The sequence below is a fragment of the Phenylobacterium sp. genome (genome assembly GCF_025934275.1).
GTDB lineage: Bacteria > Pseudomonadota > Alphaproteobacteria > Caulobacterales > Caulobacteraceae > Phenylobacterium.
The window spans coordinates 39,770-62,966 of the sequence record NZ_JAICYI010000007.1 but is presented as its reverse complement, the minus strand read 5'-3'; the positions used below and the strand labels follow the sequence as shown (position 1 = coordinate 62,966).

Genomic DNA, 23,197 nt, shown 5'->3' with positions numbered 1-23,197 from the left:
GAAGGAAAGAAGACTTATGACCTCCAAGAAGTCCGGTTACCTACTGGGCGCCGTCGCCGGCGCCGGCGTCATGGTCGCCGCAGTGGCCGGCGCCGGCATGCAGCTGCCCTCGGCCCACGCCGGCCAGGGGCAGGTGATCAAGGCCTCGACCGCGCCGATCTTCGCGCCGCCCCCGGGCGCGCCCATGTCGTTCGCCGACATCTTCGAGAAGGTCTCTCCGGCGGTGGTCTCGATCAATGTGACCAGCCGCGTCGATCCGAGCCTGCTGCGGCGCATCCCCGGCCTCGAGGGCTTGCCGTTCGATATCGTGCCGCGCGGCGGGGGCGACGACGACGAGGGCGGCGGCCCGCCGCAGGGCGGCCGGACCGAGAAGGGGCAGCCCAAGCTCCCCACCCAGCAGTCCTCCGGCTCCGGCTTCTTTGTTTCCCCCGACGGCTACATCGTCACCAACAACCACGTGGTCGAGAACGCCGAGAGCATCAAGGTCGTGCTCAAGGACGAGCGTGAGCTGGACGCCAAGGTGGTCGGGCGCGACGAGGCGACCGATCTGGCGGTGATCAAGGTCACCGGCGGACCCTACCCGTTCGTCAACTTCGAGAATTCGGCCCGGCCGCGCGTCGGCGACTGGGTGATCGCCGTCGGCAATCCCTTCGGGCTCGGCGGCTCGGCGACCGCCGGCATCGTCTCCGCCTACGGCCGCAACATTGGCGAGACCTTCGTCGACTACATCCAGATCGACGCCCCCATCAACCGCGGCAACTCCGGCGGCCCGACCTTCGACATCTACGGCCGGGTGATCGGGGTCAACACCGCGATCTTCTCGCCGACCGGCGGCTCGGTCGGGATCGGCTTTGCGATTCCGGCGGACGTCGCCGAGAAGGTGACCTCGCAGCTGGTGCACGGCGGCGCGATCCAGCGTGGCTACATCGGCGCGACGATCCAGGACTTCACCACCGAAATGGCCCAAGCCCAGGGGCTCGGAGACCAGAAGGGTGCGATCGTCTCGGATCTCGTCCCGGGGGGACCCTCGCAGCGGGCGGGCTTGCTCCCGGGCGACGTGGTGGTCTCGATCAACGGCCATCAGGTGAAGACCTCCTCCGAGCTGACCCGCGAAGTCGCCCAGATGCGGCCCGGCGACATCCTGCACCTGGACGTGATCCGCGACGGGCGTCACCGCACGTTCGACGTGCGCTCGGGCGTGCGGCCCTCGGAGAAGGAGCTGGCGGCCAACGACAACGGCCCCGGCTCGAGCGGCAGCGGTCCGCAGGCCGCGCCGACGCCCGCCGCGCCGGCGGTGCTCGGCATGCGGCTGGCCCCGCTCGACGAGGCGCTGCGCCGACAGCTCGGGCTGAACGCCAGCGTGCACGGCGCGGTCGTCACCTCGGTCGACGAATCCTCCGACGCCGGCGACAAGGGATTGCGGCGCGGCGATGTGATCGTGCGCGCCGGCGACCGCCAGGTGGCTGCCGCCGCCGACGTCGCAGCGGTCGTCGAGCAGGCCCGCAAAGCCGGCCGGCAGAGCGTGCTGGTCGGCGTCTATCGCGGCGGCCGGACGGCCTTCCTGGCGCTCAAGATCAAATAGGTTCGGCTCGGGGGCGGGCGATGAGGATCCTGATTGTCGAAGACGATCGCGAGGCGGCCGAGGCCATGGTGCGCGGCCTGGCCGAAGCCGGCCACGCGTGCGTCCAGGCGGCCGACGGAGAGGACGGGCTGAAGGCCGCCCAGGCCGGCGCGTTCGACGTCATGATCGTCGACCGCATGATGCCGAAGATGGATGGGGTGAAGCTCGTCGAGACGCTACGCCGGCAGGGCGACGGCACCCCGGTCCTTTTCCTCTCCGCGTTGGGCGAGGTCGGCGACCGGGTCACCGGGCTGCAGGCCGGCGGCGATGACTACCTGGTCAAGCCCTACGCCTTCGCCGAGCTGATCGCCCGCGTCGCGGCGCTGTCGCGGCGGCGGGAGACCGGCTCGGTCGCGACGGTGCTGAAGGTGGGCGACCTGGAGATGGACCTCATCGCCCGGACCGTCCAGCGTCAGGGCAAGGAGATCGACCTGCAGCCGCGCGAATTCCAGCTGCTGGAGTTCATGATGCGTCACGCCGGCCAGTCGGTGACCCGCACCATGCTGCTGGAGAAGGTTTGGGAGTACCACTTCGACCCGCAGACCAACGTCATCGACGTGCACATCTCCCGGCTCCGCTCGAAGATCGACAGGGGGTTCGACCGGCCGATGCTGCAAACGGTCCGCGGCGCGGGCTACCGGCTGGACGCCTAGGCGCGAACGGCGCCTCGCCACATGCGCCTGCCGCGCATCTTCAGAACGGCGCCGTTCCGGCTGACGCTGCTGTTCCTCGCGCTGTTCGCCTCGGTGGCCTTCGCGCTCCTGGCCTACATCTACGTGGCGACCGCGGGCGAGGCGACGCGACGGACCGACCGCGAGATCCAGCAGGAGATGCGCTCGCTGGTCGCGGCCTACGACCGCGCGGGCCTGGATGCGGTCAATCAGTCCCTGATCGAGCGCGCCGCGAGCGAGCGGCCGTTCCTCTATCTGCTGATGAGCAAGGACGGCAAGCGGATCTCCGGCTCGATCGAGGAGAGCCCGGTGGACCGGTTTGGCGGGCAACCCACGTGGAAGAGCTTCTCGATCCTCGACCAGACGCTGCAGGGCCGCATGATCAAGCATCCGGCCCGCGGCCTGCAGGAGCGGCTTTCGGGCGGCGAGATCCTGTTCGTCGGCGCCGACGTCGGCGAGGACGAGGCTTACGTCGTCAGCGTCGTGCGCGCGCTTTGGGGCGCGGGCCTGCTGGTCATCGTGCTCGGCCTGAGCGGGGGGGTGCTGATGAGTCGCAACGTCAGCCGCAGCATGACCGGGCTGACGGTGGTGCTGGACGCGGTTCGCGGAGGCGATCTCGCAGCACGCGCGCCGGTCCGCGGCGCCCGCGACGAGTTCGACGAGTTGGCCCAGGCGCTGAACGAGATGCTCGACCGCCTGGAGCGCTCCATGGCGGGACACAAGCACGCCGGCGACGCAATCGCCCATGACCTGCGCTCGCCGCTCACCCGTCTGCGCGCCCGGCTGGAGGCCGCCTACCTCGACGTGGAAGCCGGCAGGGGTGATCCAACTCACGCGCTGGCGCAGGCGCTGGAGGACACCGATGGGGTGCTGATGACCTTCGTCACCGTGCTCGCCATCGCCCGGCTGCAGGCGGCGGGGACCGCGCCGGACCCGGCTGTCTTCGACCCCGCCGAGCTCGCCGCCGACATCTGCGAACTCTACGAACCGCTCTGCGAGGAGAAGGGCATCGACTTCGCCGCCGAGCTCACCAAGGGTCTCCAGAGTCGCGGCAACAAGGAGTTCCTGGCCCAGGCGATCGCCAATGTGCTGGACAACGCCGTCAAGTATACGCCGAAGGGCGGGGCCATCATGCTCAGGGTGCGCCGCCGTTCCTCGGGCGAGGTGGAGTTCTCGGTGACCGACACCGGTCCGGGCGTGCCGGAGGCGGACCGCGGCCGGGTGATCGAGCGGTTCGTGCGGCTGGAGAACAGCCGCAATCAGCCGGGCGCGGGGCTCGGCCTCTCCCTGGTCGCCGCCGTGGCCGAGGCGCATCGCGGCCGGCTGGAGCTGGACGAAGGGCCGGGCAAGGTGGGCGACAGCGGGCCGGGTCTGCGGGTGGCTCTGATCCTGCCGCGCGCGGCCTAGTCGCTGGCCGGTGCGCTCGCACCCTGGCAATTAGGCGTGATGGCTTCACTCGGCGAACAGCTCAGACCCTGCGGACCGGTGCTCGACAAGCTGGCCGTCGAGCGCGCCCGCGAGACCATCGCTGAGACGGTGTGGTCGCCGCCGCTGGAGGCGGCCTGGCCCGCGCTCGCGCCGGTGTTCGGCGCCTCGCCCTATCTGGCCAGCCTCGCGCGGCGCGATCCCCCGCGGCTGGCGGCGCTGCTCGCCGACGCGCCGGATCGGCGCCTGCAGGAAATCCTCGCCCGCGCCGAAGCGGCCGGCGCGCTCGACCCCGAGGCGGGCGGCGCCGAGCTTCGGCGACGGAAGGCCGAGCTTCACCTGCTGACCGCCCTCGCGGACCTCGGCGGCGTCTGGGATCTCGACCAGGTGACCGGCGCGCTCACCCGCTTCGCCGACGCGGCTGTGGCTTCGGCGCTCGCAATCGCGGCGCGCGGCGAGCTGGAAGCCGGGCGTCTGACCCGGTTCGGCGAAGGCGCCGACGGCCCGGTCCCCGGCTGGTTCTGCATCGCCATGGGCAAGCAGGGGGCGTTCGAGCTGAACTATTCCAGCGACATCGACGTCTCGGTCTTCTACGACCCCGAGCGGCTGCCGCTGGCCGAAGGCGTCGAGCCGCAGGCGTTCGCGGTCCGCCTGACGCATCGGCTGGCGGACCTGATGCAGGCCAGGACTTCGGACGGCTACGTCTTCCGGATCGACCTGCGGCTGCGGCCCGATCCCGCCTCCACGCCGCCGGCCGTGCCGGTGCCCGCGGCCCTCGAGTACTACGAAAGCGTCGGCCAGAACTGGGAACGCGCGGCGTTCATCAAGGCCCGGCCCTGCGCCGGCGACCTCCCGGCCGCGGAGGCCTTCCTGGGCGAGCTCTCGGCGTTCATCTGGCGCAAGAACCTCGATTTCGCCGCCATCGCCGACATCCATTCCATCAAGCGCCAGATCCACGCCTACAAGGTGGACGAGCGGGTCACCGCCGCCGGCGTCGACCTCAAGCTTGGCCGCGGCGGCATCCGTGAGATCGAGTTCTACGTCCAGACCCAGCAGTTGATCCTGGGCGGCCGGCATGCGGATCTCCGCAGCCGGCGGACGCTCGATGCGCTGCAGGCGCTGGCTGACGCCGGGCACGTCGACGCGGAGACCGCCGGCGAGCTCGCCGAGGCCTATCGGCGGCTGCGCGCGCTCGAGCACCGTGTGCAGATGATCGGCGACGAGCAGAGCCATCGCCTGCCCGAGGCGGACGCGGACCGGCGACGCGTGGCCGCCCTCGCGGGGTACGATCGGCTGAAGGCCTTCGATGCGGCGGTCACCCGGCTGCTGAAGGCGGTCAACGCCCGATACGCCGAGCTCTTCCCGGCGGAGGAGCCGCTGTCGTCCCGTTTCGGCAGCCTCGTGTTCACCGGTGTCGAGGATGACCCCGAGACCCTGGCGACGCTCGGCCGGATGGGCTTTTCGAACCCGGCCCGCGTGGCGCAGACCATTCGCGGGTGGCACCACGGCCACATCGCCGCCACGCGGACCGAGCGGGGGCGCGAACTCTTCACGCGGCTCGCGCCGCGGCTGCTCGACGCCTGTCATGCCACGGGGGCGCCGGACGTCGCCTTCAACCGCTTCGCGGACTTTTTCGCAGGCCTGTCGACCGGGGTGCAGCTGCAGTCGCTGTTCCTGGCCGTGCCGCGGCTCTTCAGCCTGGTGGTGGAGGTGATGGCTTTTGCGCCGCGCCTCGCAACCACGCTCGCGCGGCGGCCGGCCGCGATTGACGCCATGCTCGACCCGGCGTTCTTCGATCCGATCGACATCGCCGAGGACCGGGCGGCGGTCGGGGCGGCGGTGGCGCGCGCCGAGGGGTTCGAGGCGGCCATGGACGCGGTGCGCCGCGTGCACCGCGAGCAGGCGTTCCGCGTCGGCGTGCAGGTGATGAGCGGGGCGGCCAGCGCCGAGACCGCCGGCAAGGCCTTCGCCGATTTGGCCGACGTCTGCATCGAGGCGCTCGCGCCCGCGGCGCTCGCCGAGACGGAGCGGCTGGGCGGCGCCTTCGACGGCGAGGTGGCGGTGGTCGCGCTCGGCAAGTGCGGCTCGCGGGAGATGAGCGCGGGTTCGGACCTTGATTTGATGACGCTCTACCGCGGGGCCGATCCGGCGGCGGTCTCCAGCGTCAAGGGTTGGGATGCGGCGACCTTCTTCGGCCGCTTCACGCAGCGGCTGATCGCGGCGCTCTCCACGCCGACCGCGGAGGGCGGGCTCTACGAGGTCGACATGCAGCTGCGGCCGTCGGGGACCAAGGGGCCGGTCGCGGTGAGCTTCGCGGCGTTCGACGACTACTACGAGCGCCAGGCCGAGACCTGGGAGCTGATGGCGCTCACCCGCGCCCGGGTCGTCTGGTCGACCTCCGGGGCGTTCGCGCAGGCCGCCCGCACGGCGATCGAGACGGCGCTCCGCCGGCCGCGCCAGCGCGCCCGCACCGCGCGCGAGGTCCGCGAGATGCGCGAGCTGATGGAGCGGGAGCGCCCGCCGAAGGGCGAGTGGGACCTGAAGCTTTCGCCGGGCGGCCTCGTCGATATCGAGTTCGCCGCCCAATACCTGCAGCTGGCGGCCGCGGCTGGCGGCGGCCCATTGAACCCCAACACCGCCCAGGCGCTTGCCGCGGCGCGAGCGTCGGAGCTTGCGCCGGCCAAGCCGCTGACCGCCCTGCAGGAGGCCTGGCGGCTGCAGCAGGATCTGACGCAGCTGCTCAAGGTGGCGCTGGACGATCCAGCCGATCCCACGCACGAGCCGCCGGCGTTCCGGAAGCTCCTGGCGCGCGCCGGCGGGGCGCAGGACTTCCGCGCCTTGACGCGCCGACTCGCGTCCGTTCGCAGCGCGGCGCGGGAGGCGTATCAAGCCGTCGTCCGGCCGTGACCGACGGATAGCCTCAGCCGGCCGCGACGGCCCGGAACTCGGCCTCGTCGGACTGCCGGACGGGAAGCGAGAAGCTGGCCGCGGTGCCCTGGCCCGGGGCGCTCCTGAGATCGAGCACGCCGCCGTGCATCTCCACCAGCGCCTTGGTCAGAGCCAGGCCGAGGCCGGTCCCTTGCTGGGTCTTGGCATGCTGGTGTTCGATCTGCTCGAAAGGTCGGGCGAGCCGCTCCAGGTCCTCCGCCGAGATGCCGATGCCGGTGTCGTGGACGCTGACCCTGACGCGCTCGCCGCGGGGATCGTCGCGCAGGTCGGCCTTCACGATGACGCGCCCGCCGCGAGGCGTGAACTTGATGGCGTTGGAGAGCAGGTTGAGGAGCACCTGCTTCACTGCCCGGTAATCGGCGTCCACCTCGGGCAGATCCGGGAACTCGATCCGAAGCTCAAGGCCGACCGACTCGGCCCGGTTCTGCACCAGCCGCACGGCGTCCTCCGTGACCTCTTCCAGCGCGACGGGCTCGAAGCGAAGGCTCATCTTGCCGGCCTCGATCTTCGACATGTCGAGGATATCGTTGATCAGCGCGAGCAGGTGCTGACCTGAGTCCAGGATGTCGCGGGCGTAGTCGCGGTAGCGGCCATCGCCGAGCGGGCCGTACATCTCGGCCACCATCATCTCCGAGAAGCCGTTGATGGCGTTGAGCGGCGTGCGCAGCTCGTGGCTCATGTTCGCCAGGAATTCGCTCTTGGCCCGGTTGGCCGCCTCGGCGCGGACCTTCTCCGCCTCGTACTTGCGGGCCAGCTCGGACAGCTGCTCCTGGCTGCGCTCCAGGTTCGCGACGGCGCGGCGCAGCTCCTGCTCGTTGAGCTTCAGCGCCTCCTCCTGGCCCTTGAGCGCGGTGATGTCGGCGGCGGTGACCACCAGGCCGCCTTCGTCGGTCGGGCGCTCGGAAATCTGCACCCAGCGGCCGTCCGCCAGCTCGACTTCGCGGACTCCCTTTCGCTCGTCGGCCGCCGGCAGCTCGCGGCGGATGGCGAGCCCCGCCATGCGGTCGACCTGCTCGCGCGCGACACCGGGCTTCAGCGCCTGCGCGTCCAGCCGGAAGAAGCTGCGATAGTTCTTGTTGCACATCAGAAGCCGTCCCTGCCGGTCCCACAGCACGAAGGCCTCAGAGACGCTCTCGATGGCGTCGCGCAGCCGGCTTTCCGCCGACTGGGCGCGGGCCTGAGCCATCCGCTCCTCGGTCACGTCCAGGGCCACGCCGATGATCCGGGCGAAGCCGCCCTCCGGCGCCTGGCCGAAACCCTGGCCCCGGGCGTCGATCCATACGGGGCGTCCGCCGGTCAGGCTGGGGACCCGGAAGGAGATGTCGAAGCCGCCGTAGATGGCCGCCGAGCCGAGGGCGTCACGCAGGCCGTCGCGGTGTCCGGGCGCGACCCGCTCCAGCACCTGCTGGCCGTCGACCTCGCCGCTGCGCCAGCCGAACAGCGCGGCCGTGACGTCGGACATGAACACGCGGTCGTTGACCAGGTCCCACTCCCAGATGCCGCAGCGGGCGGCCTCGACGGCGGTGCGGAAGCGCGCCTCGGTTTCGCTATAGGCGGCGTAGCGGCGCACCAGCCGACGTCCCTCCAGCAGGAAGAGCACGGCGAGCAGGCTCACGATCGCCGCCGGCGCCGCGAGCCAGGCGAGGACCTCCGGAGCCGCGGGCTCTGGCCCGCGCAGCAAACGCCAGGCCGCTGCGCCATAGGCGGCCGCGAGGGTTGCGCCAGCCATCGCGGCCAGGCGCATGAAGCGGGGCCGCGGCGGCCCGGAAGGCGGCGCGATCACCTCCGCACGGGCTTCCGCATCTGCCGCCGCCCTGTCGCCAGGCCGCCTCCCCAAGCTCCGAGTCCCCCGCAATGGTCCCGAGTCACCGGTATCGGCAGGGACAATACGCGGCGCGGGTTAATCCCTCATTGGTCCCGACGGCCCATCAGGCCACCGACTCTTCGCCAAGCGCGCGGCTGACCAGCTCGAAGACGTTCTTCGAGAGGCCCTCGGTGTCCAGGATCCGCTGCAGCTCGCCCCTCATCAGCGCGCCGAGCTCGGGCTTGTAGCGGCGCCAGCCGCCGAGCGGGTCCACCAGGCGGGCCGCCACCATCGGGTTGAAGCGGTCCGTCGCCAGGATCTGGTCGGCCAGGAAGCGGTAACCCGCCCCGCTCGGGTCGTGGAACCGGACCGGATTGAAATTGGCGAAGGTCGAGACCAGCGCCCGCAGCCGATTGGGGTTCTTGGAATCGAACGCGGGATGCGCGGTGAGCCCGACGACCCGGCCGAGCGCGCTCTCGTCGGGGTCGCGAGCCTGCAAGGCGAACCACTTGTCGACCACCAGCGGCTCGGACTGCCAGCGCTGGTAGAAGTCCGCCAACTCCTTCTCGTATTCGGGACCGCCCATCAGCATGAGCGCGGTGAGGCCGCCGATCGCGTCGGTCATGTTGCCGGCGCCGCGATAATGACCGTCGGCCAGCTCCGCCGTGCGCGCGGTGGGATTGGCGGCCAGCATGTCGAGCGCGGCGTTGCGCAGGGCGCGGCGGCCGGCGGCGGCGGCGTCAGGCGAGAACTCGCCCGCTTCCTGGAAGCCCGTGTGCAGGCGGCGGAGCGCCTCCTCCAAGTGCGCCGCAAGGCGGCTCCGGAGCGCCTCGCGCGCCTCGTGGATTACAGCCGGATCGGCCGGGCTCATGACCAGCGCCAGGTCGGGCTCGGAGGGCAGGGCGAGCAGCAGCGCCTTGAACGCAGGGTCGGCCGCCTGATCCGAGAGCGCGCGACCCATGGCCTCGGCGAAGCGTTCCTCGCCGACCTCGTCAGCCTTGCCGCTGGCGCGGGCCAGGATCAGTTCGCGCGCCAGCGCCTGGCCGGCCTCCCAGCGATTGAAGAGGTCCGCGTCGGCGGCCAGCAGGATGTAGCGGTCCTTCGGCTCGGCGTCCGTGGCGAGAACGACGGGGGCGGAGAACCCGCGCAGCGCCGAGATGACCGGCGGCCGATCGACGCCGGCCAGCGTCACCTTCGCCTTGGCCTCGTCCAGAACGATGACGGTCTCATCCAGCGCCTCGCCGCCGCGTTCGAACGCCAGCGTGCGGCCGTCGTGGTCGAGCAGGCCGATCCGCAGCGGCACGGGAAGGGGCTTCTTGTTCGGCTGGCCAGGCGTGGGCGACGTCTCCTGGCGGAGCTCCAGCTCGAGGGTCCGGGCCGCCGCGTCGTAGCGGGAGGCGAGGCTGAGGCGCGGCGTGCCCGCCTGCTCGTACCAGGCGAAGAACGGCGCGAGGTCGTGCCCGGAGGCTTCGGCGAAGCAGCGGATGAACTCCTCGACCGTCGTGGCGTGCCCGTCCCAACGCTCGAAGTAGAGGTCCATCCCTTTCCGGAACAGCTGCGGTCCGATGAGGGTCCGCAGCATCCGGATCACCTCGGCGCCCTTCTCGTAGATGGTCGCGGTGTAGAAGTTGTCGATCTTCAGGTAGCTGGACGGCCGCACCGGATGGGCGAGCGGCCCCTGGTCTTCGGCGAACTGCCGCGCACGGAGCGCCTTGACGTCCTTGATCCGCTGCACGGCGTGGCCGCGTTGGTCGGCCGAGAAGCTCTGGTCGCGAAAGACGGTGAGGCCCTCCTTGAGGCACAGTTGGAACCAGTCGCGGCAGGTGATCCGGTCGCCCGTCCAGTTGTGGAAGTACTCGTGGGCGACGACGCTTTCGATGCGCTCGTAGTCCATGTCGGTGGCGGTCTCGGGGTCGGCCAGCAGCAGCGAGGAGTTGAAGATGTTCAGCCCCTTGTTCTCCATCGCCCCGAAGTTGAAGTCGCGGACCGCGACGATCATGAACAGGTCGAGGTCGTATTCGCGGCCAAAGGTCTCCTCGTCCCACTTCATGGCGCGCTTCAGCGCATCCATGGCGTAGGCGGCGCGCGGCGCCATGCCGGGATCGACGTAGATGCGGAGATCGACCGTGCGGCCGCTCATGGTGACAAGCTTGTCCTCCAGCACATCGAGCTCGCCGGCGACCAAGGCGAACAGATAGCAGGGCTTCGGGAAGGGATCGTTCCAGACCGCGTAGTGGCGTCCGCCCGGAAGCTCGCCTGACTCGATCAGGTTGCCGTTGGAGAGCAGCCGCGGGTAGGCCCTGTCCGCCTCGATGCGCACGGTGAAGCGCGACAGCACGTCGGGCCGGTCGGGCCAGTAGGTGATCTTGCGGAACCCCTCCGCCTCGCATTGGGTGCAGAAGCGACCGGCCGACATGTAGAGGCCCTCGAGGGCCTTATTGTTCGCGGGGTCGATCTCGACATCGGTCTCCAGCACGAACTCGTCGGGAGGGCTCGGGACCGTCAAGAACTCGCTGTCGACCTGGCGCTCCCCCTCCGCCAGCCGTCGCCCGTCGATCGCGACCGAAACGAGCTTCAGGCGTTCGCCGTTGAGCTTCAGCGCCTCCTTGTGCTCGCCGTTGCGGCGCACCTGCAGCTTCGCCTTCACGCGGGTGGCGTTCGGCGAAAGGTCGAAATCCAGGCGCACCTCGTCGATGAGGAACGCGGGGGGACGGTAGTCGGCGAGCCGGATCGGCTGGGGGGTCTCTGTACGCATCCCGGTCATCTAGTCCCTGGCGGCGGAGTTCGGAAGCCGATGACGCGAGGTCACGCTTTTCAGCTCCCGCGCCCGGCGTCATGGTCGGGCGACCACAAGCGGACGGCCCGGCATGAACTTCGACTTCTCCGACGAGCAAAAGTTCCTCAAGTCCGAGGCCCGGAAGTTCCTCGAGGCGAATTCTCCGGCCAGCCGGGTCCGCAAGGTGCTGGATGACGAGGCGAAGGCCTACGACGCCGACCTCTGGACGGCGGTGGCCGGCCAGGGCTGGCTGGGCGCGGCCATTCCGGAAGCGAATGGCGGGTTGGGCCTTGGACACCTGGAGCTCTGCGTCATCGCCGAGGAGTTGGGCCGGGCCGTGGCCCCAATTCCCTTCGCATCGACCGTCTACTTCCTCGCCGAAGCGGTCATGCTGGCGGGCTCGGAGGCGCAGAAAGCCGAGATCCTGCCGAAGATCGCCGCCGGCGAGATCATCGGCTGCATGGCGACGTCGGAGGGCCCGGGCCCGCTGACGCCCGGGGCCGTGCAGACATCGGTCTCCGGGGGCAAGCTCGCCGGCGCCAAGATCCCGGTCGCCGACGGCGACATCGCCGATCTCGCGGTCGTGCTCGCGAAGGAGGGCGGCAAGGCCGGGCTCTTCCTCGTCCGCCTGGATGGCCCGGGCGTGGCGCGCGAGGCGGTCTCGACGCTCGATCCCGCGCGCGACGCCGCCAAGCTCACCTTCAAGGATGCGCCCGCCGAGCGCCTCGGGCCCGCGGGGGAAGGCTTCTCGCTGGTGGAGCAGATCTTCGATCGCGCGGCGGTGCTGCTGGCGTTCGAGCAGCTCGGCGGGGCGGACAAGTGCCTGGAGGCCGCCAAGACCTATGCGCTGGAGCGCTACGCCTTCGGCCGCCCGATCGGCTCCTATCAGGCCATCAAGCACAAGCTGGCCGATGTTTACGTGAAGAACGAGCTCGCCCGCTCCAACAGCTACTACGGGGCCTGGGCGCTCAACACCGATGCGGCCGAGCTCAGCCTCGCCGCCGCGGCCGCCCGCATCGCCGCCTCCGAGGCTTATTGGTTCGCCGCCAAGGAGAACATCCAGACCCATGGCGGGATCGGCTACACCTGGGAGATGGACTGCCACCTCTACTACAAGCGCGCGCAGCAGTTGCGGCTGGTGGCCGGCGCCCCGCGAGCCTGGAAGGAGCGCCTGGTCTCGCAGCTGGAACGGCGCAACGCGGCCTGAGGATCACGCTATGGACTTCAACGACACCCCCGAAGAAGCAGCCTACCGCGCCGGTGTCCGCGAATGGCTTGCGAAGAACGCGCCCAAGTCCGCGGTGGCGGATGACTGGGAGGGCGGCGGCGACAGCATGGCCGCGTCCAAGGCCTGGCAGGCCAAGAAGGCCGCCGCGGGCTACGCCCAGATCACCTGGCCGAAGGAGTGGGGCGCCCCCGGCGGAACGCCGATCCAGCAGGTGATCTTCAATCAGGAGGAAGCCCGGCGCCCGGTGCCGCCGAACCCCTTTCAGATCGGGCTCGGCATGTGCGTGCCGACGGTGATGGCGTTCGCCGACGAGGACACCAAGAAGCGTTTCGTCGGCCCGGCGCTGCGCGGCGAGGAGATCTGGTGCCAGCTGTTCTCCGAGCCCTCCGGCGGCTCGGACGTGGCGGCCGCCCGGACTCGTGCGGAGCGGGCGAGCGACGGCTCCGGTGACTGGATCATCTCCGGCCAAAAGGTGTGGACGACCGGCGCCCAGTTCTCGGACTACGGGATTGTCGTCACGCGGACCGATCCAGACGCCCCGAAGCACAAAGGCCTGACCATGTTCTGGGTCGACATGCACGATCCGGGCATCGAGGTCAGGCCCATCCACCAGATGTCGGGCGGATCGGGGTTCAACGAGGTGTTCTTCACCAACGTGCGCGTGAAGGACAGCCAGCGGGTCGGGGCGGTCAACGACGGCTGGCGCGTCTCCCTGGTCACCCTGATGAACGAGCGGCTGGCGGTCGGCGGACCCTCCGGCGCGGGCTGGCGGGAATTCATGGAGGCGGCGCGCGACGTCGGCGGTCTCGACGGCGCTCCGGCCATCAAGGACCAGGCGCTGCGCGAGAAGATCGCCGACTGGTACGTGGCCACCGAGGGCCTGAAGCACACCCGCAACCGCACCCTGACGGCGCTCTCCCGCGGCGAGACGCCGGGGCCGGAGAACTCGATCGGCAAGATCGTCTCGGCCATGCAGATGCAGGACCTGGCGGCGACCGCGCTCGAGATGCTGGATCAGTACGGGATCGTCAGCGACCCGCAGCTTGCTCCGCTCCACGCCGCCTTCCAGGCCTCCCTGCTCAGCGCGCCCGCCATGCGGATCGCGGGCGGCACCGACGAGATCCTGAAGAACATCATCGCCGAGCGGGTGCTGGGCCTGCCGCAAGACATCCGCGTCGACAAGGAGGTGGCTTTCAAGGACCTGCCCAGAGGCCGGTAGCCTTCCTGTCCCGCGCAGCGAAAGAGAGCCCTTCCCGTGGACGGGAGGGGAAGCCTAAGCCGTGAGCGCCAGCGCTGCGCGGTGGGGCGCGCGGCCGATCAGGTCGGCGTAGAGCTTGGTGAGCCCCTCGAAGGTGCGGTCCCAGGTGTGGCGCGTCTCGGCGCGCAGCCGGGCGGCCTTGCCGATCGCGATCACGTCGCGGGCGAACAGAGCCTCGATCGCCTGGGCGAGGTGGTCGGGATCCGAGCTGCGGGCATGCTGGCCGACGCTGTCGTCGATCAGCTCGCCGACGCCGCCTTTGTTGGGCCCCACCACCGGCAGGCCGGCGGCCATCGCCTCCAGCACGACCAGGCCGAAGATCTCGTTCTCGTTTGCGTGCAGGAAGGCGTCGCAGGAGGCGATCAGGCCGGCGAGCTTCTGAGGCTCGCGCTCGAAGTCGAGGCAAAGGACCTGCGACGACGGCTTCGAGCCGTGGCCCGCGCCGACCAGAACCAGCCGGTAGGGATCGCCTAGCCGTTCGACAGCCTCGATCATGCTCTCGACGTTCTTCTCGCGGGCGGGACGGCCGGCGAAGACCAGCAGCCGGCTCTCGGCGGGCACGCCAAGGCGCCGGACCAGCCGCGCACGGTCGCCGCGGCTCGGATGGAAGAGGTCGGTGTCGACGCCGAAAGGCTGAACGCTCACCCGATCGACGCCGGCGTCCGCGAGGCGCGCGGCGGTGTGGTAGCTCGGCGCCACCACCTGGTCGAAGCGGGAGTAGGCCTGGGCCCAGAAGTTGAAGGTCGGGGCCTCGGCCCAATCGCCGAGGTGCAACGCCGCCAGCGCCGCGGCGTCGGTGTGGCAGACGCCGACCACCGGCACGCCCAGGGCGTCGCCGGCCTCCAGCGCCGCATGGCCGGGCACGAAGACGTCGCCGGCCTCGATGATGTCCGGCTGCAGGACCTTCAGCACCGTCTCCCACTTGTTGACGCTGGCCGGCATCCGGTAACCGTCGCCGAACGGCAGGCGCGCGGCGGCCACGGTGACCAGCCCCGGGCCTTCGGCGCGGGTGTGGGCGCCCGGCACCACCAGGGTCTCGCGGATGTCGGGCCGCCGCCGCTCCAGCCACGCCCGTTTGGCGGTGAGGTAACGCTTCACGCCGCCCGAGCGGGGCGCATACATCATGGTCGTGTCGAGCAGGTGGAAGCTCGCCGGCTCGACGCCGCCGAACGCCGGCACCTCGCCCGGGTTGAACTTGACGAGCCTGGCCGATCCCGGCGCGCCCAGCCCGAGCGCGCGGCGGGCCTGGCGCTTCTCCACACTGGAGGAGGCGGCGAGCACCAGGGCGGCGTGGCGTTCGCGGCCTTTGGCTTTCGCAACGCGCTTGCCGGCAGGAAGGCCTGAGGAGTTCCAGAGTCTGGCCAGGGGTCGCGTCCTTCGTCCACTTACGCCCGCCGCCGAAGCGGCGAACGCTCCTCGTAGCAGCCTTCGGCCCGAGGCGTCATCACTTCCTGCGCGCCCGCTGCCGAGCCGCAACGTCCCGATCAGCGGGGATCGTAGGCCCGGGCGACGTCCGGGCGCAGCGCCTGGCTGGCCTGGAAGCTCGGATGGAACCGGGCGTGGGTCGCCTGCTCGAAGGCGAAGCCGATCGCCAGCAGCCGGGCCTCCGACCAGGCCGGACCGACGATGGAAAGGCCGACCGGCAGTCCGTCCACGCCGCCCATCGGCACCGTCAGGTGCGGATAGCCGGAGACCGCCGGCAGGCTGGAGAAGGAGCCGAAGAAGCGGCTGCCGTTCACCGGATCCACGATCGAGGGTGGCCCGCCGCTGGGCGCCACCAGCGCGGCGACCTTGCCCTCGGCCAGCATCTTGTCGAGCGCCTCGCGGGCAAGGCGGCGCAGCGTGGCCCGCTTCTCCAGGTAGGCCGGGTCGGTGATCGGCGGTTTGGCCTGCGCCTGCTCGAAGATCTCCTGGCCGAACAGCGGCATCTCGCGCGGCTCGGCCTTGTTGAAGGCGATGATTTCGGCGAGCGTCCGGGTCTTCACCGCCGCCGGCGTCGTCGCGAGATAGGCGTCGATCGCCGCCTTGAACTCGGTCTCGAGGGCGTCGAACTCGCCTTCGTCGATCTTCTCGACCGTCGCCTCGTCAGGGCTCTTGACGTCGACGAGCACGGCCCCCGCCCGTTTCATGGCCTCGAGCGCCGATTGGAACATGGCTTCGGTCTGCGGGGAGTCGCGCACCACGCCGTGGACCACGCCGATGCGGACCCCGGCCAGAGCCTTCGGGTCGAGGAGGGCGACGTAGTCGGCCTTGTGCGCATCGGCCTCCTTGGTGGCCGGATCGGCGGCGTCCGAGCCCGCGATGGCCGCGAGCAAGGCGGCGGCGTCGGCCACCGTGCGGGTCATCGGACCCGCGGTGTCCTGCTCGGGCGAGATCGGCACGATGAAGCGGCGCGAGACCAGCCCGACGGTGGGCTTCAGGCCGACGATCCCGTTCATCGCGGCCGGACAGGTGACCGAGCCGTCGGTCTCGGTGCCGATGGCGAGCGCGGCGATGCCGGCCGCCACCGCCGCCCCCGATCCCGAGCTGGAGCCGCAAGCGGTGCGGTCGAGGCCGTGCGGATTGCGCACCAGCCCGCCCACCGCGCTCCAGCCGGAGATCGAGCGGGTCGAGCGGAAATTCGCCCACTCCGAGAGGTTGGTCTTGCCCAGGATGACCGCTCCGGCCGCGCGCAGGCGCGCCACGATCGGCGCGTCCCTGCCGGTCAGGTTGGCCGCGAGCGCCAGCGATCCCGCCGTGGTCGGCATTCCGTCGGCGGTCTCGATGTTGTCCTTCAGCAGGATCGGCACGCCGTGCAGGGGCCCGCGCAGATGCCCGGCCCGACGCTCGCGGTCCATGGCGCGGGCTTCGTCGAGCGCGTGCGGATTGATCACGATGACGCTGTTGAGCTTGGGCCCGGCCCGGTCGATCTCGTGGATACGGCCGATGTCGAGGCGCACCAGGGCTTGCGAGGTGATCGCGCCCGCGGTCATGGCCGCCTGTTCGTCCGCCGCCGAGGAATAGGGCGTCAAAGGCTGCGCTTGGCCGGTCTCAGCCATGGTCAACATCGCCGCTGCCGCCAGCGCGATCCCCTTCCACATCGAACGCCCCCGGACTCCTGAAACGCTGAACCTTAGCCGCGCCGTCCCGCCGCGCAACAGAAGAGGGCCGCAGCCGGGGCTGCGGCCCTGCGCCCAACGGAAGGGTCTAGCCTAGTGCTTCAGCGCGTTGCGGGCGGCGTTCTTCACGTCGCCGACGCCCTTCTGCATCTTGCCCGTGACCTTCTCGGCCTTACCCTTGGCTTCCATTTCGGGGTCGTCCATGGCGCGGCCGGCGGCCTCCTTCACGGAGCCCTTCACGTCCTTCGCCGTGCCCTTGATCTGATCCTTGTGCATGGTCTCGTCCTCTTTGCGTGTCACCGGTGAGGAGGCGAAATTCGCCCCGTCTCGCAGGGACTTACGCGAAGACCGGCGGCCGGGTTCCTACGGTCGAGCCAGCTCCGCCGGTTGCGAAGACGACAGGCCGCCTCTATCTGCCTGCCCCGCATTCCCTCTCAACCCAGCGAGCGACCGGACGCCAGATGGCGCAGCAATACATTTTCCAGATGCAGGGCCTGACGAAGGCCTATCCGGGCGGCAAGAAGGTGTTCGAGAACATCTGGCTGTCGTTCTACCCCGACGCCAAGATCGGCGTGGTCGGCGTCAACGGCTCCGGCAAGTCGACGCTCCTGAAGATCATGGCCGGCCTCGACAAGGACTTCTCCGGCGAGGCGTTCGCCGCCGATGGGGTGAAGCGCGGCTACCTGGAGCAGGAGCCGCAACTCGATGATCAGCTCGACGTCTGGGGCAACGTGATCGCGTGGTGCGAGGAGAAGCGCCTGTTTGATGAGTACAACACCATCGCGGCCAGGCTCGGCGAGGACTACTCGGACGAGCTGATGGAGGAGATGACCGCGCTGCAGGAGAAGCTGGACGCGGGCGATCTCTGGGACATCGACAGTCGCATCGAGATGGCGATGGACGCCCTGCGCTGCCCGCCCAACGACTGGAAGGTGGACAACCTCTCCGGCGGCGAGCGGCGGCGCGTGGCGCTCGCCCGCCTGCTGCTCTCCAAGCCCGACATGCTGCTGCTCGATGAGCCCACCAACCACCTCGACGCCGAGAGCGTGGCGTGGCTGCAGCATCACCTGGAGGTCTTCCCGGGCTGCGTGATCCTGGTCACCCACGACCGCTACTTCCTGGACCAGGTGACCAAGTGGACGCTGGAGCTCGATCGGGGGAAGGGCATCCCCTACGAGGGGAACTACTCCTCGTGGCTGGAGCAGAAGGCCAAACGCGTCGCCCAGGAGGAGCGCGAGGAGGCGGGCAAGAAGCGGACCATCGAGCGCGAGCTGGAGTGGGTGCGCTCCTCGCCCTCGGCCCGGCGCTCGAAGTCCAAGGCGCGCCTCGCCGCCTTCGACGAGCTGGTCAACGCCGCCGAGCGTCAGAAGCAGACCTTCGCCCAGATCCAGATCCCGCCGGGCCCTCGACTCGGCAATGCGGTGATCGAGGCGCAGGGCCTGGAGAAGGCGTATGGCGACAAGTGTCTGTTCAAGGATCTCACGTTCAAGCTGCCGCCGGGCGGCATCGTGGGCGTGATCGGGCCGAACGGCGCGGGCAAGTCGACGCTGTTCAAGATCATCACCGGCCAGGAGCAGCCGGACGCGGGCGCCGTGAAGCTCGGAGAAACGGTGAAGCTTGCCTACGTCGACCAGAGCCGCGACAGCCTCAACCCGAACCACAACGTCTGGCAGGAGATCTCCGGCGGCCTCGACATCATGAAGGTCGGCGGCCGTGAAATCCCGTCTCGCGCCTATGTCGGCTCGTTCAACTTCAAGGGCGCGGACCAGCAGAAGAAGGTGGGCCTGCTCTCAGGCGGCGAGCGCAACCGCGTGCACCTGGCCAAGACCCTGGCCGCCGGCGGCAACGTGATCCTGCTCGACGAGCCGACCAACGACCTCGACGTGGAAACCTTGCAGGCGCTGGAGAGCGCGCTGGAGGACTTCCCCGGCTGTGCGGTGGTGATCAGCCACGACCGCTGGTTCCTCGATCGGCTCGCCACCCACATCCTGGCCTTTGAGGGCGACAGCCACGTGGAGTGGTTCGAGGGCAACTTCGAGGCCTACGAGGACGACAAGAAGCGCCGGCTGGGAACCGACAGCCTTATCCCCCACCGCATCAAGTTCCAGAAGTTCACCCGGTAGAGCGCGGCGGGCGGCCGGATCGACGCCTCCCGCCGGGGCGGGAGGCGTTCTTGGAAGCGTCCTATTGCGGCGAGGTCGACTGCGGCTGCGGTGTCGCCGGAGGAGTCGGGTTGACCGGCGATCCGGGCGCCGTGGAGGCGCCGGTCGTCTGGTTCGGAGCCGTGGCCCCCGTCGATGCGCCGGGCGTTGTCTCGGTGGTGCTCGCCGCCGGCGCCGCCGGCGTCTCGGTGGTCGTCGAGGCGTTGGCGCTCGTGCCCGTGGAGGCGAAGCTGGAGCCCGACCACCAGTCACGCGACGCGCGCACCCTCGGCGAGGCCTTGAGGTACGAATCCAGTTGCGCGTAGGGGATCGGCTGCGGCGGCGAAGCCACGGCCATGCCGGCCCCGCGATGGTGGTGATGCCTGGCGTGGTGGTGGCGGGCCTTGGCGTCGGCGGCGCCTGCGGTCAAGGCCATGGCGAGCGCGGCGGCCGCCAGAGCAAAGGTTTTCATCGTTTTCTCCCTCGAGACAGAGACGCGCCGTCACGGGCGCTGACCGCTCTAACCAACAAGCGACGCCGTATGTTTCCGGCCTCAGGCCGAAGCCGCCGGAATCTTTCGAAAATCGCGCAGCGGCGAGACGAGGCCGATGAGCGGCGCGAGCGCCAGGCCGGCGGCGGCGATGAAGAGCGCGGCCTGGACCCCGATCGTCTGGGCGACCCAACCCCCGCCCAGCGCTCCGATCAGCGCGCCGCCGCCGGCCATCGCCTGGAACGCCGCCCCGGTCCGGCCGAGGCGCTCCGGCGCAATCAGGCTCTGGCGCAGGCTCACCGCCAGGATGATGACCGCGACGCCGAACGAGTCGCCCAGGAGCTGGGCGCCGATCAGGGAGGCCGCACTCAATGCTCCCGCCAGGCCCGCGAGTGGCGCCAGCAGGCTGGACGCGCCCGCGATCAACCCCGAGGCGATGATCGCCGGGCCGATGCCGATCCGCTCGGACAGGGGGCGCGCGATCGCCGAGCCCGCCAGCGAGGCGGCCCCGCCGCAGGCGATGATCAGGCCCAGAAGCGCCGGGCGCAGGCCCAGGGTGTTCAGGGCGAAGATCATGTAGGTGGCGCTGAACACGCCGCCGAACAGGCCGCTCACGGCGGCCGTGACCAGCATCGGCCGCACGACCGGGTGCTCCCAGGCGGTCGCCAGCCCGGTGCGCAGGCCCTCCAGCCGCCGGCGCCGCCGTCGCTCGGGTTCGGGCGCGGGCTCCGGCGCCTCGATGCGCGCGAGGAAGACGGCGGAGGCCAGGTAGGTCGCCGCATTGACCGCCACCGCGAAGGGCGCGGTCAACCACTGGAACAGGGCGCCGGCGAGCGCGGGGCCGCCCATCTCGGCCAGGGATTCCGTGGCGGCCATCCGGCTGTTGGCTTCGGTGAGCCGCGCCCGCTCGACCAGGGTCGGCAGGTAGGCATGGTCGGCGATGTCGAAGACGGCGCTGGCCCCGGCGACGAGGGCGGCGGCGGCGTAGACCTGCCAGATGGTCAGCGCGTGCATCCAGGCGGCGAGGGGGATGGTGACGAGCACGGCGGCGCGGACGAGGTCGGCGGCGACCAGCAGCGGGCGCCGCCGCCGGGCGTCCACCAGGCCGCCGGCCGCGAGGCCCGCGATCAGCGTGGGCCCGCTGGCCAGCGCGGCGAGGAGGCCGAGCTGGGCCGGCGAGGCGGCGAGCCCCAGCACGGCCATCATCGGCAGGCCTTCGCGGGTGATCCGCGCGCCGAAGTCGGAAACGGACTGCGCGATCCACAGGCGGCGGAAGTCGCGCTCGCGCCAGAGCGGTCGGGGTTTCATCGGAAGTCCGGAACCGGGATGCGGCCGCAGCCGCAGGCCGCCGGCGCGAGGCGCGCCGCACGGGGCTTCGGGTGAGCTGGATTGATCCGGCCGCCGCGCCGCCCACCTGCGGCCCTTAGACGCCGAACGCTGTTACGAAGTCAAGCTTGCGAAAAATGTCGGCCGAGCTGGCGGCGCGCCGTCATCCTGGCGACCGGCGCGCCTGGGCGTCCGGCGAGATGGAGACGAACGATGCGATACATGCTGATGCTGAACGCCGAGGAGGGCCAATGGGCGAGCTTCCCCGCGGACGTCCAGGCCCGCCACATGGCGGCCTATGAGGCCTTCACCAAGGCGCTGGCGGACGAGGGGCGGCTGGTGGCGAGCGGCCGGCTGGCGCTGAGCGAGACGGCCAAGACAATTCAGACCAAGGGCGGCAAGACCGTCGTCATGGACGGTCCGTTCGCGGAGACCAAGGAGCAGGTGGCCGGCTTCTACCTCATCGAGGCGACCGACATGGCGGCGGCGCTCGCCTGGGCCCAGCGCTGCCCAGCCTCGGAGCACGGCGTCGTCGAGGTGCGCCCGCTGTGGACCTGAAGCCCGCGACTACCGGACGGCCTCGTTGATCTGGGCGCGCGGGCGCGAGGCGGGGACCACCGGGATCTCGTGCTCGGCGAGCGGGACCATCCACCGCTTGCGGGCCATGGCGGCTTCGATGAAGGGGGCGAGCTCACTTGCCTTCTTCGCCTCCCGCTCGGCGGCTTCGGCCTTGAACTCGCCCATGACTTCGGCGGCGAACAGCTCGAGCGAGGCGCAGATGTGCTCGTGTCTGTTGCGACCGGCCTGCTGCAGGAAGATCACCTGATCGACGCCGGCCGCCTGGAAGGCGCGGATGTGGTCGCGGATGTCGTCGGGCGTGCCGATGCCGTTGGCGTTGCGCTGGCTCGCCTTGCGGGCGGCGATGATCTCCTCGTCGCTCTTGGCGCGCGACTTCTGGAAATCCTCGAACAGGGTGGATCGGCCCGGGATGGCGTCGTGCGCGACGAGGGCGTTGACCGCATAGCCGAAGAACTCGAAGCCCTCCTGGCCGCGCCGGATCGCTTCGTCGCGGTCGGGGTGGACCGAGAAATTGGAGACCATGGCCAGGTTCGCGTTCACGCTGTGGCCGAGCGGCACGCACTCTTCGGACTTGATGATGCCATAGTAGACCTCGGCCCAGGTGCGGGCCTCGTCGGGATCGACGAACGAGAAGGCGAGCGCGCCCAGGCCATTGGCCGCCGCCACCTTGATGGTGTCGCGGTTGGTGCAGGCCATCCACATCGGCGGATGCGGTTTCTGGACGGGCTTGGGGACGATGTTGCGGCAGGGGAAGGAGAAGCCCTGCCCCTCGTAGCCGGGGTACGGGCTCATCGCCATCATGTTGGCGATCTCGCGGCCGGCCTCGAGCGCCAGCGCCCGCTTCTCCTTGGCCGGGATCTTGAAGCCGCCGAGCTCCAGGCGCGTCGCGCCCTCGCCGATCCCGAACTCCAGCCGGCCATCGGACAGGATGTCGAGGGTGCCCAGGCCCTCGGCCGTACGGGCCGGGTGGTTGTAGTTGGGGATGACTTGGCGGATGCCGTGGCCCAGGCGGATGGTCTTGGTCAGCGCCGCGCAGGCGGCCAGGAACACCTCCGGCGCGGAGGAGTGGGAATACTCCTCCAGGAAGTGGTGCTCGACTTCCCAGGCGTAGTCGTAGCCCAGGCGGTCGGCGAGCACGACCTGCTCCAGGGCCTGGTGGAACAGCCGCGCCTCGTCGCCCTCGTTCCAGGGCTTCGGCAGTTGGTGCTCATAGAAGATCCCAAAACGCATGGCGTGATCCTCCCGGGCGAACCGAACTCGCTCGCGGCTCACTCTGACCCGGAGGCGCCGTTTGGCAAGACGGACCCTCCGTCACCCGGCGCGGCTTGTGCGAGGAAGGCGGCGACCTCACGGTTGCTGCGCAGGCGGATCAGGCGGGCGCGCGCGCCGTGCGTCGCGAGCGCCGCCTGCAGCCGGGGCTTCACCTTGCGGTCGTAACTCCAGATGAATCGGTAGAAGTCGAGGTCGAACTTCTCGCGGCAGCCTTCGGCCATGTCGGGGCGCGCGCCGTCGCGGTAGGTCGCGGCCCGCCAGATCGCCCGCGCCAGACACACGAGCCGCGGCATGTCCAGCCATACGATGGTGTCGGCCCTCGGCATGCGCAGGTCCCAGCTGCCGCCGAAATTCCCGTCGCAAATCCAGCTGGGGGCGGCGAGCGCCGCGGCCACCTTGCCGCGGAAGGTCGCCTCGTCGGTTGGCGTCCAGGCCGGCTGCCAGTAGAGCACGTCCAGGTGGATCACGGGCAGACCGAGCGCCTCGCCCAGGGCGCGCGCCAAGGTCGACTTCCCGCCACCCGAATTCCCGACGATCAGGACGCGGCGCATGATCTATC

Annotated in this window: 17 protein-coding genes; 8 read left to right on the top strand and 9 right to left on the bottom strand. The window is 70.4% G+C overall.

The window, feature by feature from the left end; genetic code table 11:
• Positions 1 to 16: 16 nt before the first annotated feature.
• The 4 genes from Q0W60_RS03410 to Q0W60_RS03395 are packed head-to-tail and all read left to right on the top strand — an operon-like array spanning position 17 to position 6,624.
• Positions 17 to 1,582, top strand: coding sequence for a Do family serine endopeptidase (locus Q0W60_RS03410; protein WP_297692578.1), 1,566 nt, complete (start codon positions 17 to 19; stop codon positions 1,580 to 1,582).
• Between the two features lie 20 nt (positions 1,583 to 1,602).
• A complete protein-coding gene (locus Q0W60_RS03405) occupies positions 1,603 to 2,274 on the top strand; it encodes a response regulator transcription factor (RefSeq protein ID WP_297692577.1) in 672 nt (223 codons plus the stop codon).
• A 21-nt stretch (positions 2,275 to 2,295) separates the two neighbouring features.
• Positions 2,296 to 3,699: a HAMP domain-containing sensor histidine kinase gene (locus Q0W60_RS03400; protein ID WP_297692575.1), complete on the top strand. Its 1,404-nt coding sequence runs from the start codon at positions 2,296 to 2,298 to the stop codon at positions 3,697 to 3,699.
• 39 nt (positions 3,700 to 3,738) lie between these two features.
• On the top strand, positions 3,739 to 6,624 hold the full coding sequence (locus Q0W60_RS03395) for a bifunctional [glutamine synthetase] adenylyltransferase/[glutamine synthetase]-adenylyl-L-tyrosine phosphorylase (RefSeq protein ID WP_297692573.1): 2,886 nt from the start codon (positions 3,739 to 3,741) through the stop codon (positions 6,622 to 6,624).
• A gap of 13 nt (positions 6,625 to 6,637) precedes the next feature.
• Here the strand turns inward: Q0W60_RS03395 and Q0W60_RS03390 are convergent, their stop codons facing one another.
• A complete protein-coding gene (locus Q0W60_RS03390) occupies positions 6,638 to 8,395 on the bottom strand; it encodes an ATP-binding protein (RefSeq protein ID WP_297692571.1) in 1,758 nt (585 codons plus the stop codon).
• A gap of 199 nt (positions 8,396 to 8,594) precedes the next feature.
• The gene (gene pepN, locus Q0W60_RS03385; RefSeq protein WP_297692569.1) at positions 8,595 to 11,225 is read right to left on the bottom strand and encodes an aminopeptidase N; all 2,631 of its coding nucleotides are present in this window, start codon (positions 11,223 to 11,225) and stop codon (positions 8,595 to 8,597) included.
• Positions 11,226 to 11,337: 112 nt separating this feature from the next.
• Between pepN and Q0W60_RS03380 the strand changes: the two genes are divergently transcribed.
• Together Q0W60_RS03380 and Q0W60_RS03375 are read left to right on the top strand one after the other, a co-directional pair.
• Entirely contained in the window at positions 11,338 to 12,453 is a 1,116-nt protein-coding gene (locus Q0W60_RS03380; RefSeq protein ID WP_297692567.1) for an acyl-CoA dehydrogenase family protein, read from the top strand.
• Positions 12,454 to 12,463: 10 nt separating this feature from the next.
• Complete coding sequence (locus tag Q0W60_RS03375; protein WP_297692565.1) at positions 12,464 to 13,693, top strand: acyl-CoA dehydrogenase family protein; 1,230 nt, start codon at positions 12,464 to 12,466, stop codon at positions 13,691 to 13,693.
• Positions 13,694 to 13,747: 54 nt separating this feature from the next.
• On the opposite strand, the gene Q0W60_RS03370 is transcribed toward Q0W60_RS03375, so the two are convergent.
• The 3 genes from Q0W60_RS03370 to Q0W60_RS03360 all read right to left on the bottom strand — a co-directional run bounded on the left by Q0W60_RS03370 (position 13,748) and on the right by Q0W60_RS03360 (position 17,106).
• The gene (locus Q0W60_RS03370) at positions 13,748 to 15,013 is read right to left on the bottom strand and encodes a glycosyltransferase (RefSeq protein ID WP_297692564.1); all 1,266 of its coding nucleotides are present in this window, start codon (positions 15,011 to 15,013) and stop codon (positions 13,748 to 13,750) included.
• 203 nt (positions 15,014 to 15,216) lie between these two features.
• A complete protein-coding gene (locus Q0W60_RS03365) occupies positions 15,217 to 16,812 on the bottom strand; it encodes an amidase (RefSeq protein ID WP_297692562.1) in 1,596 nt (531 codons plus the stop codon).
• 111 nt (positions 16,813 to 16,923) lie between these two features.
• Positions 16,924 to 17,106 carry a CsbD family protein gene (locus tag Q0W60_RS03360; protein ID WP_297692560.1) on the bottom strand — a complete coding sequence of 61 codons (183 nt, stop codon included), beginning with the start codon at positions 17,104 to 17,106 and terminating at the stop codon, positions 16,924 to 16,926.
• A gap of 185 nt (positions 17,107 to 17,291) precedes the next feature.
• On the opposite strand from Q0W60_RS03360, the gene ettA reads away from it, so the two are divergent.
• Positions 17,292 to 18,953, top strand: a complete 1,662-nt coding sequence (gene ettA / locus Q0W60_RS03355) for an energy-dependent translational throttle protein EttA (RefSeq protein ID WP_297692558.1) — start codon at positions 17,292 to 17,294, stop codon at positions 18,951 to 18,953.
• A 61-nt stretch (positions 18,954 to 19,014) separates the two neighbouring features.
• Here ettA and Q0W60_RS03350 read toward each other — a convergent pair whose 3' ends face one another.
• Together Q0W60_RS03350 and Q0W60_RS03345 are read right to left on the bottom strand one after the other, a co-directional pair.
• Positions 19,015 to 19,443, bottom strand: a complete 429-nt coding sequence (locus Q0W60_RS03350; RefSeq protein WP_297692556.1) for a hypothetical protein — start codon at positions 19,441 to 19,443, stop codon at positions 19,015 to 19,017.
• An 81-nt stretch (positions 19,444 to 19,524) separates the two neighbouring features.
• Positions 19,525 to 20,769: an MFS transporter gene (locus Q0W60_RS03345; protein ID WP_297692554.1), complete on the bottom strand. Its 1,245-nt coding sequence runs from the start codon at positions 20,767 to 20,769 to the stop codon at positions 19,525 to 19,527.
• Between the two features lie 231 nt (positions 20,770 to 21,000).
• On the opposite strand from Q0W60_RS03345, the gene Q0W60_RS03340 reads away from it, so the two are divergent.
• Positions 21,001 to 21,345 (top strand): YciI family protein, encoded by a 345-nt coding sequence (locus Q0W60_RS03340; protein WP_297692552.1) that lies wholly within the window; start codon positions 21,001 to 21,003, stop codon positions 21,343 to 21,345.
• A gap of 9 nt (positions 21,346 to 21,354) precedes the next feature.
• On the opposite strand, the gene Q0W60_RS03335 is transcribed toward Q0W60_RS03340, so the two are convergent.
• Together Q0W60_RS03335 and Q0W60_RS03330 are read right to left on the bottom strand one after the other, a co-directional pair.
• Positions 21,355 to 22,596, bottom strand: a complete 1,242-nt coding sequence (locus Q0W60_RS03335) for an LLM class flavin-dependent oxidoreductase (protein ID WP_297692551.1) — start codon at positions 22,594 to 22,596, stop codon at positions 21,355 to 21,357.
• 38 nt (positions 22,597 to 22,634) lie between these two features.
• Positions 22,635 to 23,189, bottom strand: a complete 555-nt coding sequence (locus tag Q0W60_RS03330) for a hypothetical protein (protein WP_297692550.1) — start codon at positions 23,187 to 23,189, stop codon at positions 22,635 to 22,637.
• Between the last annotated feature and the right edge of the window lie 8 nt (positions 23,190 to 23,197).